Annotated in this window: 16 protein-coding genes and 1 pseudogene; 7 read left to right on the forward strand and 10 right to left on the reverse strand. The window is 38.2% G+C overall.

Going from position 1 to position 19,062, the window contains the following annotated elements:
- The first annotated feature begins 43 nt into the window (after positions 1–43).
- Positions 44–1,162, forward strand: a complete 1,119-nt coding sequence (gene dnaN / locus ATE92_RS12430; protein WP_100804438.1) for a DNA polymerase III subunit beta — start codon at positions 44–46, stop codon at positions 1,160–1,162.
- A 76-nt stretch (positions 1,163–1,238) separates the two neighbouring features.
- Here dnaN and ATE92_RS12435 read toward each other — a convergent pair whose 3' ends face one another.
- Positions 1,239–1,700, reverse strand: a complete 462-nt coding sequence (locus ATE92_RS12435) for a DUF1573 domain-containing protein (RefSeq protein WP_100804016.1) — start codon at positions 1,698–1,700, stop codon at positions 1,239–1,241.
- A 108-nt stretch (positions 1,701–1,808) separates the two neighbouring features.
- Entirely contained in the window at positions 1,809–2,171 is a 363-nt protein-coding gene (locus tag ATE92_RS12440) for a DUF4870 domain-containing protein (protein WP_100804439.1), read from the reverse strand.
- 326 nt (positions 2,172–2,497) lie between these two features.
- On the opposite strand from ATE92_RS12440, the gene ATE92_RS12445 reads away from it, so the two are divergent.
- The 6 genes from ATE92_RS12445 to ATE92_RS12470 all read left to right on the forward strand — a co-directional run bounded on the left by ATE92_RS12445 (position 2,498) and on the right by ATE92_RS12470 (position 8,428).
- The gene (locus ATE92_RS12445) at positions 2,498–3,322 is read left to right on the forward strand and encodes an alpha/beta fold hydrolase (protein WP_100804017.1); all 825 of its coding nucleotides are present in this window, start codon (positions 2,498–2,500) and stop codon (positions 3,320–3,322) included.
- Entirely contained in the window at positions 3,315–5,306 is a 1,992-nt protein-coding gene (locus tag ATE92_RS12450) for an ATP-binding protein (RefSeq protein ID WP_198515622.1), read from the forward strand. Before ATE92_RS12445 ends, ATE92_RS12450 begins: the two co-directional genes overlap by 8 nt.
- A gap of 36 nt (positions 5,307–5,342) precedes the next feature.
- On the forward strand, positions 5,343–6,776 hold the full coding sequence (gene mnmE, locus ATE92_RS12455) for a tRNA uridine-5-carboxymethylaminomethyl(34) synthesis GTPase MnmE (RefSeq protein ID WP_100804019.1): 1,434 nt from the start codon (positions 5,343–5,345) through the stop codon (positions 6,774–6,776).
- Positions 6,777–7,013: 237 nt separating this feature from the next.
- Positions 7,014–7,544 carry a hypothetical protein gene (locus ATE92_RS12460; protein WP_100804020.1) on the forward strand — a complete coding sequence of 177 codons (531 nt, stop codon included), beginning with the start codon at positions 7,014–7,016 and terminating at the stop codon, positions 7,542–7,544.
- A 287-nt stretch (positions 7,545–7,831) separates the two neighbouring features.
- On the forward strand, positions 7,832–8,023 hold the full coding sequence (locus ATE92_RS12465) for a hypothetical protein (protein WP_100804021.1): 192 nt from the start codon (positions 7,832–7,834) through the stop codon (positions 8,021–8,023).
- Between the two features lie 192 nt (positions 8,024–8,215).
- Positions 8,216–8,428 carry a hypothetical protein gene (locus tag ATE92_RS12470; RefSeq protein WP_100804022.1) on the forward strand — a complete coding sequence of 71 codons (213 nt, stop codon included), beginning with the start codon at positions 8,216–8,218 and terminating at the stop codon, positions 8,426–8,428.
- Between the two features lie 72 nt (positions 8,429–8,500).
- Here ATE92_RS12470 and ATE92_RS12475 read toward each other — a convergent pair.
- From ATE92_RS12475 to ATE92_RS12510, 8 genes and pseudogenes are all read right to left on the reverse strand, one after another.
- A pseudogene (locus ATE92_RS12475) lies at positions 8,501–10,062 on the reverse strand (NAD(P)/FAD-dependent oxidoreductase).
- Positions 10,063–10,073: 11 nt separating this feature from the next.
- Positions 10,074–11,414 (reverse strand): capsule assembly Wzi family protein, encoded by a 1,341-nt coding sequence (locus ATE92_RS12480; protein ID WP_100804023.1) that lies wholly within the window; start codon positions 11,412–11,414, stop codon positions 10,074–10,076.
- Positions 11,415–11,449: 35 nt separating this feature from the next.
- Positions 11,450–13,834, reverse strand: coding sequence for a polysaccharide biosynthesis tyrosine autokinase (locus tag ATE92_RS12485; RefSeq protein WP_100804024.1), 2,385 nt, complete (start codon positions 13,832–13,834; stop codon positions 11,450–11,452).
- Between the two features lie 10 nt (positions 13,835–13,844).
- The gene (locus tag ATE92_RS12490; protein WP_100804025.1) at positions 13,845–14,600 is read right to left on the reverse strand and encodes a polysaccharide biosynthesis/export family protein; all 756 of its coding nucleotides are present in this window, start codon (positions 14,598–14,600) and stop codon (positions 13,845–13,847) included.
- Positions 14,601–14,671: 71 nt separating this feature from the next.
- Complete coding sequence (locus ATE92_RS12495; RefSeq protein ID WP_100804026.1) at positions 14,672–16,639, reverse strand: nucleoside-diphosphate sugar epimerase/dehydratase; 1,968 nt, start codon at positions 16,637–16,639, stop codon at positions 14,672–14,674.
- A gap of 36 nt (positions 16,640–16,675) precedes the next feature.
- Positions 16,676–17,809 (reverse strand): DegT/DnrJ/EryC1/StrS aminotransferase family protein, encoded by a 1,134-nt coding sequence (locus tag ATE92_RS12500; RefSeq protein WP_157809632.1) that lies wholly within the window; start codon positions 17,807–17,809, stop codon positions 16,676–16,678.
- 1 nt (position 17,810) lies between these two features.
- A complete protein-coding gene (locus tag ATE92_RS12505) occupies positions 17,811–18,455 on the reverse strand; it encodes an acetyltransferase (protein ID WP_100804028.1) in 645 nt (214 codons plus the stop codon).
- On the reverse strand, positions 18,452–19,060 hold the full coding sequence (locus ATE92_RS12510) for a sugar transferase (RefSeq protein ID WP_100804029.1): 609 nt from the start codon (positions 19,058–19,060) through the stop codon (positions 18,452–18,454). Before ATE92_RS12510 ends, ATE92_RS12505 begins: the two co-directional genes overlap by 4 nt.
- Positions 19,061–19,062 lie beyond the last annotated feature (2 nt).

Below are 19,062 nucleotides of genomic sequence, written 5' to 3' on the forward strand. Positions count from 1 at the left end.
CATTGAAGTGGCAGGAAAAACCCAATTTTATAAAAAAGATTCAATGAAATTCATCGTATCGAGTTCGTATTTATTAAGACAATTACAGGTTCTTGGAGGCATCATTAACAGCAACAATACCCTTCCCATTTTAGATAACTTCTTATTTAACTTAAACGGAAAGAAACTAATTGTTTCGGCATCCGACCTGGAAACAACTATCTCTTCGAAATTAGATGTAGAAAGCAGTGAAAAAGGAAACGTGTGTATTCCGGCCCGTTTACTGTTGGATACGCTGAAAACATTTCCGGAACAACCGCTTACTTTCACCATAGAAGACAATAATACTGTAGAAATTAGTTCAAATCACGGGAAATATGCACTTGCCTATGCCAACGGAGAAGAATTTCCGAGTGCGGTAGAATTAAAAGACCCAAGTTCCACAAAGATTCAGGGAGATATTCTGGCAACAGCCATTAGTAAAACCATTTTTGCCAGTGGAAATGATGATTTGAGACCTGTAATGAGCGGGGTGTTTTTTCAGTTTTCTACAGACGGACTTACCTTTGTAGCTACCGATGCTCACAAACTGGTTAAATACACCAGGGAAGATGTTTCTGCCTCTCAGACTGCCGAATTTATTATGCCGAAAAAGCCTTTGAATTTACTGAAAGGTATTTTGGCAGGTAGCGAAGACGAAGTCACTATAGAATACAACGAAAGCAACGCGAAATTTACCTTTGACGGTACCGAAATGATTTGTCGCCTTATTGACGGCAAATATCCTAATTACGAAGCTGTAATTCCGAAGGAAAATCCGAATAAATTAAGCATTGACCGCAACCAATTTTTAAACAGTGTGCGTCGTGTTTCTATCTTTTCAAATAAGACAACACATCAAATTCGATTAAAAATAGCGGGAGCCGAATTAAATATCTCGGCCGAAGATATTGACTACAGTAATAAGGCCGAAGAGCGTCTTACCTGTGATTATCAAGGAGACGACATGCAAATAGGTTTCAACTCTCGTTTCTTAACAGAAATGCTGAACAATCTAACAAGTGATGAAGTTTCTTTGGAAATGTCTTTACCTAACCGCGCAGGAATTTTAACTCCTATTGATGGGTTAGACGAAGGAGAGCAAGTTACTATGTTGGTGATGCCAGTAATGTTGAATAATTAATTGAAGCGCTTTAAGCTTTAAGCAAAAAATCCCGCCAACAGGCGGGATTTTTTATTTCATAGCAATATGTTATACATTATTGTACTTTTTTAGATTCGTCGCTATCAGATTTCCCGGCAAGCACATTTCCTTTTATGGTTAAAAGAACGGTTTCTTTACTGGCATTGGAAGTAACGGTTACTGTTTTTGAAAAAGCCCCAATTCTATCGGTTGCATATTTTACACCTATTTCGGCAGATTCGCCCGGCATGATAGCACCTTCAGGTTTTGTAGGGACCGTACAGCCACAACTACCTTTAACGCCTGTTATAACTATGGGAGCATTTCCTACATTTGTAAATTTAAATGAACGAACCCCGTCTGAATTCTGATTAATGGTACCATAGTCGATAACTTCTGTCTCAAATTTAAAAACTCCTTTTTTAGCAGTATCCTGAGCAAACAGTGTTCCTCCTAGGATTAATGTAAAAACGAATAACAGCTTACGTACATTAAGAATGCTTGCGTTTTCAACTTTGGTAAACAATTTGTAGGTCATAACTTCTTTTTTTTATTGATTAATTGTTTCACAAATATGTAACTTATTTATAAAAAAAATAAAAAAAGCGGGGATGAATTAGGGACTAGACCCCCACTTCATTTTAATTTACGAAATAAACCGAATGGTCATAAACTCGTTGGGAGCTTCACCGTTACTCGCACGTATTGCGTTAACAATTGGCATGATGAAACCGAGCAGACAAACGCCAATAAGCATTAAAAGTCCCAGGCCCAATAGCAGAATTGCCGGAATGCTAATTACAATATACAAAAGCAGACTAATCTGAAAATTGACAATGGATTTTCCGTGTACATCCATGCCTTCTACTTTTTCCTTGCTTGAAAGCCAAATAATTAAAGGAACGATTAAGCTTCCAAATCCGATAACATATCCCAACAATTGTGAAAGATGAGTGATTACCAATAAATTGGTATCGGTACGTTTTGTGGTGTGATTGATGACTTCCATTTTTAATTGATTTTGAGGTTGCAATATATTTGTAGAACAATTTAAATAAATGTTACACCTCGTTTCGATTTTTGAAGAATTGATTTGTTAATTCAGTGAAAAGCCACGGTAAGATCAATGCCATCCAGTATTTAAAATTGTCAAAATAGTGAGACGTCATGCAGGATTGTGATTTCAGCCTAAATTACTGAGGGCGAAAGAGCAATGCTACGAGGTGCTAATAATGCCAATAAAAACAAAATATCTAGTCATTTAATAGGATATTTTTAACTGCAAGTCGGTGTATTTATTTAAATTTACTAAAACCTAACCAAATATTCTATTCTATGTCCAAACCTCAGAATTCCGACATAATTCATAAATTTAATATAAATATTTTAGGGAGTGGTTTTCAGCCTATGGTCTTTGCCCATGGTTACGGTTGCGATCAAAACATGTGGCGATTTGTGTATCCTCACTTTGAGGATGACTATAAAATTGTTCTTTTTGATTATATCGGCGCGGGGAAATCGGATATAAAATCATATTCGGCACAAAAGTATAGTACATTACAAGCGTACGCCGATGATGTTATCTCTATATGTGAATTTTTAAAATTAGAGGATGTAATTTTTATCGGACATTCGGTGAGTGCCATGATTGGGGTATTAGCGGCGAACACGGCTCCTACCCTATTCTCGAAATTAATCATGCTGGGACCATCTCCCCGTTATATCAACGATACGGAGTATGTTGGCGGCTTTGAAAAAGAGGCTATTGAAGATCTTATGGAGGCTCTAGACAGCAACTATCTGGGATGGTCGGCATCAATGGCCCCTGTAATTATGGGCAATCCGGATCGCCCTGAACTGGGAATTGAACTAAAAAATAGTTTTTGCCAGACCGATCCGGAGGTATCGAAAAACTTCGCCAGAGTGACTTTTTTATCGGACAATCGTAGCGACATAAAAAAACTTCAAACACCTTCATTGATATTGCAATGTTCTCAGGATGTAATAGCTCCGACAACCGTGGGTGAATATGTTGCCGAAACCATTAAGAACAGCACATATAAATTACTCAATGCTACGGGGCACTGCCCTAATTTGAGTGCGCCTGAAGAAACCGTCAAAGCCATTAAAGAATATTTGCAACAAAAAACAGGTGAATAAGAATGAAACTTCCAAAAAAGTTGAGTCAGCGCGCTTAAAAGCGGCCTTAGACCTGTATGATAATGCTCCATGCGGATCCATCTCTTTCCGGAATGATAGCATTATCTTAGATATCAATAACACTTTATGCTTTTGGTTGGGCTATAAAAAGGAAGAACTGATTAACAAACGAACCCTTCCCAGCCTTTTTAAAATTGGCGGACAGATATTTTTTGAAACGCACTTTTTTCCTCTAATTAAAATGCAGGGCTTTATAAAGGAAGTCTATTTTGATATCGTAAAGAAAGATAAAAGTGTTTTACATGGTTTGATTAACGTAAGGGAGATTCCCGGAGTTAATAATCAACCCGGCACATACCAGGCAACGGTATTAGATATTTCAGATCGATGGCACTACGAATCGGAACTTCTTAAAGCCAAGCGTCAAGCCGAAGCGGATTCTAAGGCAAAAGCAGATTTTTTAGCAACCATTAGCCACGAGATTAGAACTCCCTTAAATTCGATCTTGGGAATTGGAAATTTGCTTCATAAAACCCCACTTAATGTAAATCAGAAGGAATACGCCCGTCTTTTGCTTCACTCTTCCGAGCATTTATTGAGCCTGGTAAACAACCTATTGGATTTAAGTAAGATTGAAGCCAATAAAATTGAATTGGAGCAGACTCCTTTCAACCTTCATGATATAACAAATATTTTAAAACACACATTTTCAGTAAAGGCAAAAGAGAAAGGTATTGAACTGGTTTTAAATTTAGGGGACGATGTACCTCAGAATATAATTGGAGATCCAGTTAAACTTAAACAGATTTTGACTAACCTAGTAGGAAATGCCATCAAGTTTACGAAAGAAGGATCGGTATCACTGTCTGTTTTAGTTGAAAACATAAATAAACGAGATGTAAATCTTTATTTTGAAGTCTCTGATACCGGAATTGGGATTCCGGAAGAAAAACTCGATTTGATATTTCAGGAATTTTCTCAGGCTAGTTACGACGTAAGCGTGGAATTTGGAGGAACAGGCCTGGGCTTAACAATTAGTAAAAAATTACTAGAGCTTCACGGCAGTACATTGTCTGTAACAAGTAAGTTGAACGTAGGATCAATGTTTAGTTTCAAACTTGAGTATCCAATTTATAACAAGAAGCTACCTCCTGAAGATGCTTCAACCAGGCTATCAGAAAATCATAATTTTGGGACTCTCAGAGTGCTATTGGTAGATGATAATCCAGCAAATATCTTCATTGCTGCACAATATCTAGAACAATGGGATATAAAGTATCTGTCTGCCGAAAGCGGGGTTGAAGCTCTGTCTATACTTAAGAAAAGCGATTTTGATATTGTATTATTAGATTTACAAATGCCCAAACTAAATGGCTATGAAACAGCGAAGAAAATTAGAAGTTTACAACTGAAGAAAAATCCTGTAATTATAGCCTTTTCAGCTTCGGCAAAAGGAGAGGTCCATTCACAATTAGTAGAGGCAGGTATAGATGATCACCTTCCAAAGCCATTTCAGCCCAGACAATTGTACGAATTATTGTTACAATACAAAGGGTCAAAGAAACCAACCAAGTCACTTGTAAATCGAGATTCTACCAAATCTGCAGCTATTAAAAGCAAGACGAAAAACAAATTAGTTGAAACGGCTAAAGTAAGTTTTAGCTTACGCCGCTATGAAAAGATGGCTAACAACAAGCCGGAATACCTTAAAAAATTCCGATTAAGCACCCTGGATGCCTTGATAAGCTATCAAAAGGACTTTACCAATGCAGTTGCAAATAAGAATATAAAAAATCTATCCGATCTTATTCATAAAAGCACCATGTCTTTATATTACATTCAGGCTGACCCCCTTAGTAATCTTTTAAAGGAATGCAGAATTATTCTTGAAGAAAATAACGGTGACGATGCTCTTCTATCGTCCAAAATACATGAGTGCAACGAAGAATTTAAAGTGATTATAAAAGGATTACAAAGAGCATAGTGTCACACCTCCAAAAGGAATTTGTATTTTTGCCCAATGATTCACAATGACACTATCGTCGCTTTGGCTACCCCGGCAGGTGCCGGAGCAATTGCTATAATTCGACTTTCGGGTAATAATGCTATAGCAATCGCTTCTCAGGTTTTTTCGTCGATTTCGGGAAAGGTGCTTTCGGCCCAAAAAACACATACAGTGCATTTGGGACATTTAAAGGATGGTGAGCGTATTATTGATGAGGTTTTGGCAACTATTTTTAAAAATCCGAATAGCTATACAGGAGAAGATGTGGTCGAATTTTCCTGTCACGGAAGTCATTATATTCAGCAGGAAATTATTCAGTTATTGCTTCGGAAGGGATGCCGGATGGCGACCGCAGGGGAGTTTACCTTAAGAGCTTTCTTAAACGGAAAAATGGATTTGAGTCAGGCTGAAGCGGTAGCGGATTTAATTGCAAGCGATTCGGCTGCATCGCACCAATTGGCGATTCAGCAAATGCGCGGCGGATTTTCAAACGAAATAAAACGACTTCGGGAAGAGTTGTTAAACTTCGCTTCCTTGATTGAGTTAGAACTGGATTTTGCCGAAGAAGATGTAGAATTTGCCAATCGTGAAGAATTTCAGAAATTAATTTCAAAAATAACACAGGTTTTAAAACGTCTAATCGACTCTTTTGCAACGGGGAATGTCTTGAAAAACGGAATTCCGGTTGCGATAGTAGGCGAACCCAATGTCGGGAAATCGACGCTTCTAAATGCTTTGCTAAACGAAGAGCGCGCCATAGTGAGTGATATTGCCGGGACAACAAGAGATACAATTGAAGATGAAATTTCAATTGGCGGTGTAGGCTTCCGATTTATTGATACTGCCGGAATTCGAGAAACGGTGGACGTCATTGAAGGTTTAGGAATAAAGAAAACTTTTGAGAAGATTGAGCAGGCGCAGGTGGTAATCTACCTTTTTGATGCAACTACCGGTATCGCAGAGGAGACCCCCTCTGCCCATAGGGCATCTCCCTCAGTTAGGGGAGAAATCTCTGCAATTCTATTGGAGATTGAGAAAATTAGAAATAGGTTCCCTCAGAAACAATTGGTAATTATAGCCAACAAAGTGGATAAACTTTCGGGAGTAGAAATCGAAAATCTAAAATCGTCCATCAAAAATCTATTCATGCTTTCAGCAAAAACAGGCGAAGGTGTTGAGGCACTAAAAACTACCTTACTAGACTTTGTAAATACAGGCGCCCTTCGGAATAACGAAACCATTGTCACCAATACGCGTCATTACGATGCATTATTAAAAGCCTTGGAAGAAATTATAAAGGTGCAGGAAGGAATTGATAATAACTTAAGCGGAGATCTGCTGGCCATCGATATTAGGCAAGCCCTGTACTACTTTGGAGAAATAACCGGAGAAATTACAAACGATGATTTACTGGGGAATATTTTTGCGAATTTTTGTATCGGAAAGTAACCGCAACCCACTAATCAATTATAGTCATTAGGAAGTTATATTACTTTACTCCATTAAAATTTTTGATATAATAATTAGTGACTAACTGACTAAATATCACGTTTTTACCTACATATTTTTTCTTGTAATCGGCAATAAACATTCCTTTAACGAAAATCCTTATAAACAATAAATTATCATCAGGATTTGAATTACCTTTTAGTTGATATAATAAACATTAACTAAAACCAAATTAAAATGAAAAAAGTAGCATTATTAATGACATTGGCTTTACTCGTTATTTACGGATGTAGTCGAGACACCGATTCAATTTCTGAATCTGACACACAAAACTTAGTTATGAAAGCTAATAATGGGCCCTCTGCAAATGGTCATGGAACCTTACAATTAGCAGACATACCAGTTGGGGGAGATGATGGGAAAAGACAATTTACTTTTCACGCAAGAGAAAAGAAAAATGGAGACGTTAGTGGAAGTGGAGTATTAAAATATACTGGCGGTGGCACAGACGTTCGTTTTGATATCGATTGCTTGCGGGTTGATGGAAATACTGCAAACATGTCTGGTCTTGTAACTCAAAACTCTAGCGATCCATCACTTGAAGGCACGTATCATTATTTTAGTGTTGAAGATAATGGAGAAGGATCGGGATCAAGTCCTGATCAAATTACTTTATTTTACTCAGGTTATTCAGAATCATACTGTTTAGATGACAATCCTTTCCCTCTCTATTCTATAGTGGGTGGCAACGTTCAAGTAAGAGAATAATTTTTTTCCTATTTTTTTTAAAGCCCGTCTTTTGATGGGCTTTTTTTAATTTCCGTTTCCACATTGTTGAATTAAATATGTCCTTTTTCTTTAAATAATTGTACCCTATTTGTACCTCTACTCCACTAATCTCCTATAGTCATTAGGAAGTTATATTCTGTATTGGTAAGTAATTGCAACTCCGTAGAAGATGTTAATTTCAGGTTGACAAGTTAATTTCCGAAATTCTATTCCAATTAAAAAATACACTAATTTCATATTCAATTTAACTTTTAAATATCCAACCCATGAAAAAAGTAATTCTAAGTGTTTTCGCCTTAATGTTATTAGTTGCCTTCTCATCCTGTAGAGAAACCAAAGAGGAGAGTAATGAAGATCAAAATGTAGATTCGGTAAAAGAAGAACCTGCTATAATGGAAACTTCCGAGACTATTCAGGTAGAAGTAGTGGTAGATTCGACAAATACAGAAGAAAACTAATCCTTGACTTAGAGGAACTGTACAAGCTTCGGTAAATGGTTGATGTGATTGCTAATTAAAGCGTTAAGAAGGTCTTTACAGGACTTCAAAAAAAATTAATACGCTTTTAACGAAAATAATTTTCAAAAATATTTTTTGAATCGAAAAATAGACTACATTCGCGCGCAATTTAACATCTAATTAGAACCCAAAATGAAAAATTTAATTTACAGTGCTTTTGCTTTATTGTTCGTAGTAGCTATCTCTTCTTGTCGTGAAACAACTGAAGAAAAAACTGAGGAAGTGATTGAAGAAACCACCTCTGAAGTAGAAGTTATCGAAACTCCTGCTACCGATTCTTTAGAGACTGCTCTTGAAGGTCAAGTAGTTTCTGATTCTACAGCTGTAGTAAAAGAAATTCAATAGTAAAACCACCAAAAGGTTACAACAAAAAGCGCTGCAATTGCAGCGCTTTTTTTTTGATACTGAAAATAGATCTTACGGTTGAATAGTATTCTTCCTGACTATCGCATCCACACAATTAATTCCGTCGATGGCTGCCGAAATAATTCCGCCGGCGTAGCCTGCACCTTCTCCACAAGGGTATAATCCTTTTACTTGTATATGTTCGAGGGTTTCGAGATTTCGCGGAATAGAAATCGGGGAAGAGGTTCTGCTTTCCGGGGCGTGTAATACCGCCTGATTGGTATAGTATCCCTTCATCTTTTTTCCGAAGCTCACAAAAGCCTTCTTTAGTCGCTTAGTAATTAAAGGTGGTAATATTTCATTTAAATCTACGGAAGTGATTCCGGGCTGATAGGAAGTTTTTGGAAAATCTACCGAAACCCTCCCTTCCACAAAATCAATCATCCGCTGTGCCGGTACATGCTGCGTTTTCCCTGCTGCTTCCCAGCAACTTCTTTCCACCATCTTCTGAAAGTCTAAACACACAAATGGATCATTTGGAGTATAATTAGGTAAATCTTCCGGCGACACACTTACCACAATCCCTGAATTTGCATACGGATTGTTGCGCTTACTGGGACTCCAGCCGTTTGTTACCACTTCTTCTTGTTCGGTGGCGCAGGGAGCGATTATACCGCCGGGGCACATACAAAAGGAATAGACCCCTAAACCATCTACTTGTTCCACCAAGGCATAGGAAGCAGGAGGTAAATAGGGATTGTCATATTCTCCATGATATTGAATGGTATCTATTAGCTCCTGTTGGTGTTCAACTCGAACTCCAATAGCGAAGGGTTTGGCTTCAATTGTAATGTTTCTTTGGTGTAATAAGTAAAATATATCACGAGCCGAATGGCCGGTTGCTAAAATGAGATTCGAGCAATCAATCCATTTTTCTGAATTTATTTGAATGGCTTCAACCGCTTGATTCTTTAGTCTGATATCGGTTAATTTCGAATCGAAATGTACTTCACCCCAGCTGCTATAATTGCCTCACGCATTGCTGTAATAATTTTCGGAAGTTTGTTCGTACCAATATGCGGATGAGCATCTACCAGAATATCGGGATCGGCTCCAAAATGAACAAACCATTCCAACGCTTTCAAAACGTTTCCTCTCTTTTTGGAACGCGTATACAATTTTCCATCCGAATAGGTGCCGGCGCCTCCTTCACCAAAGCAATAATTAGACTCCGGATTTACAATTTCGTCTTTATTAATACTTGCCAAATCCCGTCTACGGGACCGCACATCTTTTCCTCTTTCAAAAATAATAGGCTTCAACCCTGCTTCCACTGCACGTAGCGCAGCGTACAGCCCGGCAGGTCCTGCCCCGATAATTACAATACTTTGTTTGTCTGATACATTTTGAGGCATAAAAGGAGTAATCGTCTCTTTTACGTCCTCGTATTTCCAAAATTCCACCTGAAGATTAAATTTAATGGGTTTTCTACGAGCATCTATAGATCGTTTACGAATACGCCAATCTTTTACAACATCTTTCCGAAGCTTTGCTTTTTCGAGAGCCACTTCCAAAATATAATCCTCATCAGGCAACTGACGAGGTAATACCGAAATTTGGACCAGGATGCTCATAAATGCTAAAATTAAAAAGAATACGAATACTGCAAACCACCCCCAATATTTGTATCGGTGAGATTGCTAACATCGGCTCCTGTTATAGCAGTGAAAATGCCGTGTTTATTGGTTTTATAACTTACCGCGAGGTAATTGTGCCAATTCTTTAAGGAAGAATCAAAAGGGTTATTATAAGTTCCTAAATGAGTTGCAAAAGTAGATTTAAGCATCCATTCGAAATTCTTAACGATTCCGGTCACACCAAAATGATGAATTTTAGCACGGTTGCTGATAATTGGAGTGTTTGTATCGGTAATTACAATTGAAGGGTCTACCAAAATAAAGGGCATCCCAATTGTATTTCGCTCATAGGTCCAGCCGCTGCGATAAAGATTGTTTGAAAAATAATTATCGAATCCACTCCCTACTCCGGTACCACTCTGACTCGAAGTATCTATAAACTCATACAAAGCAGAAGCAATAATTTTTTTATTTTCCGGTGCAAAAAAGACTCCCCAAACCCCATCGGGAAAATTAGCCCATCGGGTTCCTGAACCGTCTTCAAACGGATGTTCGTGATATACCGAAAATATTCCGACACCCCCGGTAAATTCATAATCCAGAAGGAAAGAACCTAAGTGATTTCCTAAAGCATTGTTATAGGTTATATCCTCGGTTACGAATGGTCGCTTTTTTGCAAAAAACACATCGACAAAGGCTTCAAAATCGTTGGGTAATTGGCCTTCAACAGGAGAGGTGCCACCCCATTGCACAAAATGCTGTAATTGTGCTGTTAATTTATGCTTTTCATTAAAGGTTGTAATTAGTCCAACCCGTTTGTAGTGTACCCTGGTGTTATCTACAAATCTATCGTCATTCAGACTGTAATGTGCAATTCCCCAGTCTACCTCAAAGATTTCAGAGATTTTTATAGGATTATTAGCTTCCAAAATCAAGCCGGGTAACGGTCGTGCATTTTGAGACCACAGAAAGTTTTTATTGGTAACTGAAAGTCCGTCCTCCTTAGTATCTTGTTTTTTGGCTCCTATCGTAGCCTTCAACCAGTTATTCTGAAATCTCACATACAAATCGCGCCGCTGCAATTCGTTATCCCTTCCGTCTCTGTAAAACCCCGCTATTCCTGCTTCTATAAACGACGCTTCAAAATTATAGGTACCTGTTACCAATGCTGTTCCCGAAAAATTTGTTTCAGAATTTATTGCTGAACTCGAGTTGGTGTACAGCCAAAAGGGAAGTTGGTCATTATTTGAGATTAGTCCGATTACTTCTACATTTCCCGAGTATTCAAATTGTTGCGCATGTAATGACAAAGACAAAAGAAGAAGCAGACAAGGAATACTTTTTTTCATAATTGCAAATAATTCGTAAAAAGGGAATTCAAACTCTATCTTTTAAAAAGTCGCTGTATGAACGACTTCTTCTCGTTTGTATAGGTATAACCATATTTATTGCCGTAACCAAAATTGCTCATGCTCACATTGTTCAACACTATGGCAAGGTTCGACAATCTACCTTCATCCATTGCATCTTTTGGGAAATCTAACAAACGTTTATCGGTATAACCTGCACGCACCACATACAAGGTAAGGTCCGCAAATTTATTGATGAGAATTGTATCGGTTACCAACATAGAAGGTGCGGTATCTACAATTACATAATCGTACGATTGTTCTAATTCTGCAAAAAATTCGCCGGTGCGTTTTTGCATTAATAACTCAGCAGGATTGGGTGGAATAATTCCTGAAAGCACAATATTCAAATTTGGATTGTATTCGCTTTGAGATGCCAACTGTTGCGTTGTTAGAGATGGTTCAATAATGTACTCAGTGAGTCCTTTATTTTTTCTATCGGCTTCGGGTAAATATCTGTGTAGTTGTGGATTTCTGATATCTGCTCCAACCAAAACCACTTTCTTTCCCGTGAGAGCCAAAGTGAGTGCTAAATTAAAAGCTACAAAGGTTTTTCCTTCTCCTTTAATAGTTGAAGTCACAAAAATGGTTTTAGCTTCTTCGGTATCTTTTTGTTTGCTCACAAACAAGTATTGCAAATTAGTTCGAAGAATTCTGAAGGATTCTGCTAAAATACTTCTGTCGTTATGCTGAATTAGCTCTTCATCGCTTTTCTTGAGTTTCGGAACTTCCCCAATCATCATCACTCCAGAAATTGCCCGCTCTACATCCCGTCTGTTCGAAACTTTCGAATTCAATAAAAATGAAGTATACAAAACTGTAAAAGGCAATAATAATCCTGCTAGTAGTGCTCCCAAATAGATAAGGGGCTTGTTAGGCGAAACCGGTTCTCTACTGCTATATGCACTGTCTACAATTTTTGCCTTTGGAGCTGTAACCGCTAATGAAATAGATGCTTCCTCCCGTTGTTGTAACAAGAACAAATACAACTGTTCTTTAATGGATTGTTGTCTTTCTATACCACGATAGAGCTTTTCTTTGGTGGGAACCTGTGCTATTTTTGAATTTAAAGCAGCTTCCTGAAAATTTAAATCGCGCATTGAGATTTTGAGTCCGTTGCTGGTGTTTTTCAAACTACTTAAAATACTGGAGCGTATCTGTTCAATCTGATTGTTCACATTCACAACCACGGGATTTTTAGTGGTTGAGTTCTTTAGCAATTTATTTCGTTGTAGAATTAGCTGGTTGTAGTTATTAACGGCTTCTCCTATTTCCTGTCCGTCCAAGCCAATATTTGCCGGCAATAAGTCGTTACTGGAAGACTTTTCCATATAATCGATCATGGTGTTTGCCAGTTCCAGCTGCGTACCAACACCCGATTGCCTTTTGTTGAATTCACTGGCGTTTTCAAGGATAAGCTGTGCTTCGGTTTCTATGTTTGTAAGTCGGTTGCTACTTTTAAACTGCTCCTTATTCCTTTCCACCGAATCCAATTCGCGTGTTATAATTTCCAATCTCGAATCGATAAAATTGGAGGTTTTTTGAGCCACCTGTCCTCTATCCTGAATCGCATCCTTGTTGTACTGAAAGATAAGTTCATTTATAAAATCCTCGGCTTTTCCACGAACCGGAGATTGCATACTAATGTTTACCACATTGCTGTTTTTAATGTCATTCTTTACGGCGATTCGACGTTGGTAAGCCAGAGCGACATTTTCTATTGGTTTGTATTGTACCGAAACTGTTTTCCCAATAAACGAGTCAAATTTTTCTTTGTATTCCAATATCGGGATTACTGTGATGTCGCCAAAAGGGAGTGCAACCCGCTCTCCAAAGGTGTGTGTCTGAGCATTTGAGCCCTCAACAGTTTCCACTTTAAATTCGGTTGTAGAAAGCACTTCAAACAACAAGGCAGGAACCGGATTTGTTCGGGTACTATCTGTAAAGGAAAGGTATTGTACTTTAAACGGAATGTATTCGTATAACTCGGTAGCTTTGATAGTCCCGATATTCTGATAGGTAATATTAAGATCCAGCTCTTTTACCACTTCAGAAATAATCCGCTTCGAATTAAAAATAGCGAGTTCATTTTCAATTTTACTGTTGTTGTATTTTGAAAAGAAACCTCCCAATTCGGCAAAAGCCGCTAATTCGGCCGGACCTCCTCCACTTTTGTCATCTTTAACTATTACCGTGGCATTACTTTGATAGGAAGGTGTGGTGTACCTCAAATAAATAAAGGCGCAAACTAAAGCTACAATCACTCCTAAAATAAACCAATACCAATACCGAGCATATTGCTCTATAAGCTCTCTAAGTGACTTTTCTTTTATTTCGGAATGTGCTGAAGAATCGGTCATAGTAAGTAGGTTAGCGAGTAAGGATGATTACGGTGCTTAAGATTATGGTCACCAGGGATAGCATTGCAGGAATATCGGGGAGGAATCCTGATTTTTTAACGCCCTTTAAAGAAGGTTCCACATAAACAACGTCGTTTTGCTTTAAGAAATAAAACGGGCTGTTAAAGAAATCGGTTTGGGTAAAGTCTATACGTCCTACCTTTCGTTTTCCATCTTCTTCCCTAATGATAACAACTTCATTTCTATTACCGTCTAAGGTAAAATCCCCTGCCAATCCAATCGCTTCGGGAAGGGTAACACGTTCATCCTTAATTTCAAAAACGCCGGGGTGAGTTACCTGCCCCAAAACCGTGATTTTAAAATTCATAATACGCACATCAACCACAACATCCTTGACATAATCTTCAAGTTGAGTTTGGAGGGTCGTTTCTACCTCTCCTCGCGTTTTACCCGCTACCGCTACATCTCCCAAAACAGGAAAATGAATTAGACCGGTATTGCTCACCAAATATCCCTGCAGTCCCGCATTGTTATTTCCAATGTTATTTTCGAGGCCGGTGGTTCGCACAAACGGCAATAAAACCTCTTGATCCATAGAAGACAATGCAATGTGCAAAATATCGTTTGGCTCAATAAGCGGTTCAAAATTTTTATCGATAGCTGTTTGATTTAGAGTATCGGCGTCCTGGAAATATAAAATTTGCTTTTTGGTGGCACAAGAAAAAAGGCTAAAGGCTAGTACAAATAGTAGGCAGTATTTTTTCATTCGTTTGTTTAATTCTACAAATATAAGATTATAAAAAAGAAGCTGTTTCACGTTTATTAGACAGAAAGCACCTACTTTACTTTTGCTATTCGTGGGCGTTTTGATTCATCTAATATCTCAAAATCAGAGTTTTCACTAATAAATTCGGGTACCATTTCCTTCAAAAGTTTTACCACTTTTTCATCTTTATTTTTTGTGGCCGATTTGATGATTTGCTTAATTAGCACCTTAAAATCATCGAAATTTACAACCGGAACCTTGGTGATCATAATTTTGGGATGATGTGTTGGCATGGATGTAGAAACGTCATTAAGCAGTTCTTCATACAATTTTTCCCCGGGACGCAGGCCTGTAATTTTAATGTCAATATCTACGTAGGGCTCAAAACCCGATAAACGAATCATTTTTTCGGCCAGATTCAAGATTTTAACCGGCTTGCCCATATCGAATACATAAATCTCTCCACCATTCCCCATGGTTCCTGCTTGGAGTACCAACTGACAAGCTTCGGGGATGGTCATAAAATAACGGATAATGTCTTTATGAGTCACCGTAACCGGTCCACCTTGTGAAATTTGTTTTCTGAAATGCGGAATCACAGAACCGCTGGATCCCAAAACATTTCCAAATCGGGTAGTGATAAAACGTGTGGTAACACCTTTTTCCTTCTGAAGGGATTGTACGTACATTTCGGCCACTCGTTTTGAGGCTCCCATTACATTAGTTGGGTTTACAGCCTTATCTGTAGAAACCATGACAAACTTGTCTATATTATAGTTAACCGATAAGATTGCAAGGTTTACTGTTCCTAAAATATTTACATATACAGCTTCATGCGGATTTCTTTCAATAAGTGGTACATGTTTGTAGGCCGCGGCGTGATAGATAATATCGAAATGATACCTTGCAAACATTAGCCCCAAACGATACATATTGCTTATATCTGCCAGTTCGATAATAAACTTGAGTTTGGGATAATTGAGTTCGAGATAGATCTGGAGTTCGTGCAAGGCAGACTCAGCCTGATCTAGAATTACTACCAATTCCGGACTGAATTCGGCCAATTGTTTTACAATTTCGCTTCCAATAGAGCCGGCTCCACCGGTAACTAATACAGTTTTACCATGCAAATCATGCGCAATTAAATCGTCTTCGGTTGTAATTGGTGTTCGCTCCAGTAAATCTTCTATATCAATAGGTTTAATCTGAATATGAATGTCTTCCTTCTTGTTCCATGTTTCAAAGTTGGGAACATTAAAAACTTCTTTATTATTGGCGATACAATCTTCAATAATCTGATTTTTGTCTTTTCCCGCCAAGGAACCACTTACAATTAACACTCCGTCAATATCTAAAGCAGTAAGTGTAGCAGCAAAACTGGTATCAATTGGTATTACAGGTTTACCTAGAATTTTAAAGCGTTTAGAATCGAAGCTTTCAGTAATAAATCCAACTAACTGAAAGGGTAAATTCGATTCGGTTGTCAATGCTCTTCCCACAGAAATTGTATGATCATCCACACCAACAATAGCAACTTTTTTCTTCAGATTACCGGCAGCAGAGCTTCGCAAAAACTGATAAATTTCTTTTACACCTACTCTAAATAAAAGCATGATTGTAAAAGATAACAGCCCGTATATAAAAACCGAGGTGGTCAAAAACACTTTCCCTTCCTCAGCGACAAAAGCAAAAATAATATTGAACACCAAAATAGTAATGGCAGTTGAAAAGGCCGAAAAGGCCAATTTTAAAATATCGGTAAAGGTAGAATGTCGTATAATCCCCGAATAGGTTTTAAAGACAAAGAAAAACACAATATTTACTATCAAGATTGCAGCACCTTGAAAATGAACCGGAAGTACCTCAAGAAATTTAATTGGAGTCCCTAATAGTATAAAATAGGTTAAAAACAGGGCAGCTATTCCAATAAAAGTATCTATCAAAATTACAATCCAACGCGGTAGGTAGCGTTGGTCCAGCATTTTTAATTTATTGTCTCCTTTATAGAGCTTTTTGAAAATAGTGTTGGGGGATAACATGGATGTAAGTTAAGCTTTGTAAATATAACTAAATATCTATAGTAATTCTGAAATTTTTAGAGTAATCCTTTGTCTTTCAGCCTCTTTTAAATTTGAGCCCGATGGTAAACACAGCCCATTTTTAAAGAGATTTTCTGAAATTGTACTGCCGTAATAAGGCGCGTCCTTAAAAATAGGTTGTAGATGCATAGGCTTCCACAAAGGTCGAGATTCTATGTTATCTTTTTCTAAATGCAATCTCAATTTTTCGGATGAAAAACCCGAAACTCTTTCGTCCACTATAATGCATGACAACCAATGATTGGAGAAAACGACCTCTGAAGCCTCGGTGAAAACCGAAATTCCGTCCCAATTTTGAAACAAAGTTGTGTAAAACTGATGCATTTTTCGCCTTAACACAATGTGCTTATCCAACACTTCCATCTGTCCGCGACCAATCCCTGCGCAAATATTACTAAGCCTGTAATTATATCCAATTTGCGAATGTTGGTAATGAGGAGCTTTATCCCGAGCCTGCGTAGCCAAAAATATAGCCTTTTCTTTGACGCTGCTTTGCCTGGTAACCAAGGCACCTCCACCTGAGGTCGTAATAATTTTGTTTCCGTTAAAGGAAAGAATTGAAATATCACCAAAAGTACCACAGTGTTTTCCCTGATAGGTGCTGCCAAGTGATTCGGCGCTGTCTTCTACCAGCGGAATTTCATACTTTTTCGCTACGGCTGTAATTTCATCCACTTTAAAAGGCATGCCGTATAAATGCACAGCGATTATTGCTTTGGGTTTTTTGCCCTTTGAAATTCGGTCTTTGATAGCTTCTTCCAAATGATTGGGGCACATATTCCAGGTTTCGGGCTCACTGTCTATAAAAACAGGAGTAGCCCCTTGATATACTATCGGATTTGCAGAGGCTGAAAAGGTCATGCTCTGGCAAATTACCTCATCACCCCTGGTAACTCCTAGAATTACAAGTGCCAGATGTAAAGCCGCCGTCCCCGAACTTAAAGCAGCCACTTGAACGTTTTCACCTAAATAGTTTTCCAGATCTTTTTCAAAGCCGTTCACATGGGGTCCCAACGGAGCCACCCAGTTGGTATTGAAAGCTTCGTTGATATAGTTTTGTTCATTTCCCCCCATATGCGGCGAGGAGAGCCAAATTTTATTATTTGTCATTTTATTTTGAAAATTTTATAGGGTTCGCCGGAACACCAACAGCCGTACAGTTGGGAGGAATCGATTTAGAAACCACCGCTCCCGCACCAATAGTGCTACCTTCTCCAATAACCACCCGATTTACAATTTTAGCGCCCGTTCCTATATAGACACATTCTTCAATCACCACTTCTCCACTTACATTTACAGCAGGCATGATAGAAGAAAATGCGCCTATTTTTGTATCGTGTCCAACAGTGCATGCTAGATTTATAATGGTAAAATTGTTTATTTCAACATCACAGGTAATAATAGTTCCTTCGCATATAATGCATCCTTTACCAATTTTGATGTTGTAATTCTCTAAAAAAACCGAGGGGTGAATAATATTTGGAAAATCGAAGTTTTTGAATCGGGTATAGAGTTCCTTCTTAACTTTTGGATTTCCAATGGCCAGGACCAATGAGACCTTTTTGTCAAGGGTTTCAATATATTTGGTGGTTCCCAATACAGGCAGGTCATGAATTTTTGTCCCGCCGTCTATTCCGTCGTCAACAAACCCTATAATTGAAAACAATTTTTCAGGTGCCCGAGAATTAATCACTTCAATAAGGCATTTCACTTCACGACCAAATCCCCCGGCACCTACAATTACTATTTCTTTCATTGCTTATTTCCTTTAAAACGAGTGGTAGTGGCTTCATTTGGTGTGCTTATACCATCACGATTAAATACTTTTTTTACAGTTCTAATTAATATGTTGAAGTCCAATAAAAAAGAGAGGTGCTCAACATACCAGATATCTAAATTCAGTTTTTCGTCCCAACTTATAGCGTTGCGACCGTTTACCTGCGCCCAGCCGGTAATTCCCGGTTTTACCTGATGGCGTTTCTTCTGATTTTCAGAATATAAGGATAAATATTCCGGCAACAACGGTCTGGGACCTACCAGGCTCATATCGCCCATCAATACATTGAATAACTGCGGAATTTCGTCTATTGAAGTAGATCGAATCCATTTGCCAATTCCTGTAAGTCGCTTTTCGTCGGATAAAAGTTCTCCTTTGGCATCACGGGCGTTAGTCATTGTTTTAAACTTTACGATTGAAAAAATTCGTTCGTCCTTTCCCGGACGTCTTTGAATAAAAAAGGGATTCCCGGAATTGGATACCGCAAGAATAACCGTAACAGCAATAAAAACAGGGCTTAGGACAATAATTGCAACAAAAGCCGTTAAAAAATCAATTATGGGTTTTATAAAATTTCGATACACCG

The organism is Ulvibacter sp. MAR_2010_11, from assembly GCF_002813135.1.
GTDB lineage: Bacteria > Bacteroidota > Bacteroidia > Flavobacteriales > Flavobacteriaceae > Altibacter.

Coding starts and splice junctions, on each gene's coding strand:
- dnaN (WP_100804438.1), top strand. CDS start 44: ATGAAATTCATCGTATCGAGTTCGTATTTATTAAGACAATTACAGGTT.
- ATE92_RS12435 (WP_100804016.1), bottom strand. CDS start 1,700: ATGACCTACAAATTGTTTACCAAAGTTGAAAACGCAAGCATTCTTAAT.
- ATE92_RS12440 (WP_100804439.1), bottom strand. CDS start 2,171: ATGGAAGTCATCAATCACACCACAAAACGTACCGATACCAATTTATTG.
- ATE92_RS12445 (WP_100804017.1), top strand. CDS start 2,498: ATGTCCAAACCTCAGAATTCCGACATAATTCATAAATTTAATATAAAT.
- mnmE (WP_100804019.1), top strand. CDS start 5,343: ATGATTCACAATGACACTATCGTCGCTTTGGCTACCCCGGCAGGTGCC.
- ATE92_RS12460 (WP_100804020.1), top strand. CDS start 7,014: ATGAAAAAAGTAGCATTATTAATGACATTGGCTTTACTCGTTATTTAC.
- ATE92_RS12465 (WP_100804021.1), top strand. CDS start 7,832: ATGAAAAAAGTAATTCTAAGTGTTTTCGCCTTAATGTTATTAGTTGCC.
- ATE92_RS12470 (WP_100804022.1), top strand. CDS start 8,216: ATGAAAAATTTAATTTACAGTGCTTTTGCTTTATTGTTCGTAGTAGCT.
- ATE92_RS12480 (WP_100804023.1), bottom strand. CDS start 11,414: ATGAAAAAAAGTATTCCTTGTCTGCTTCTTCTTTTGTCTTTGTCATTA.
- ATE92_RS12485 (WP_100804024.1), bottom strand. CDS start 13,834: ATGACCGATTCTTCAGCACATTCCGAAATAAAAGAAAAGTCACTTAGA.
- ATE92_RS12490 (WP_100804025.1), bottom strand. CDS start 14,600: ATGAAAAAATACTGCCTACTATTTGTACTAGCCTTTAGCCTTTTTTCT.
- ATE92_RS12495 (WP_100804026.1), bottom strand. CDS start 16,639: ATGTTATCCCCCAACACTATTTTCAAAAAGCTCTATAAAGGAGACAAT.
- ATE92_RS12500 (WP_157809632.1), bottom strand. CDS start 17,809: ATGACAAATAATAAAATTTGGCTCTCCTCGCCGCATATGGGGGGAAAT.
- ATE92_RS12505 (WP_100804028.1), bottom strand. CDS start 18,455: ATGAAAGAAATAGTAATTGTAGGTGCCGGGGGATTTGGTCGTGAAGTG.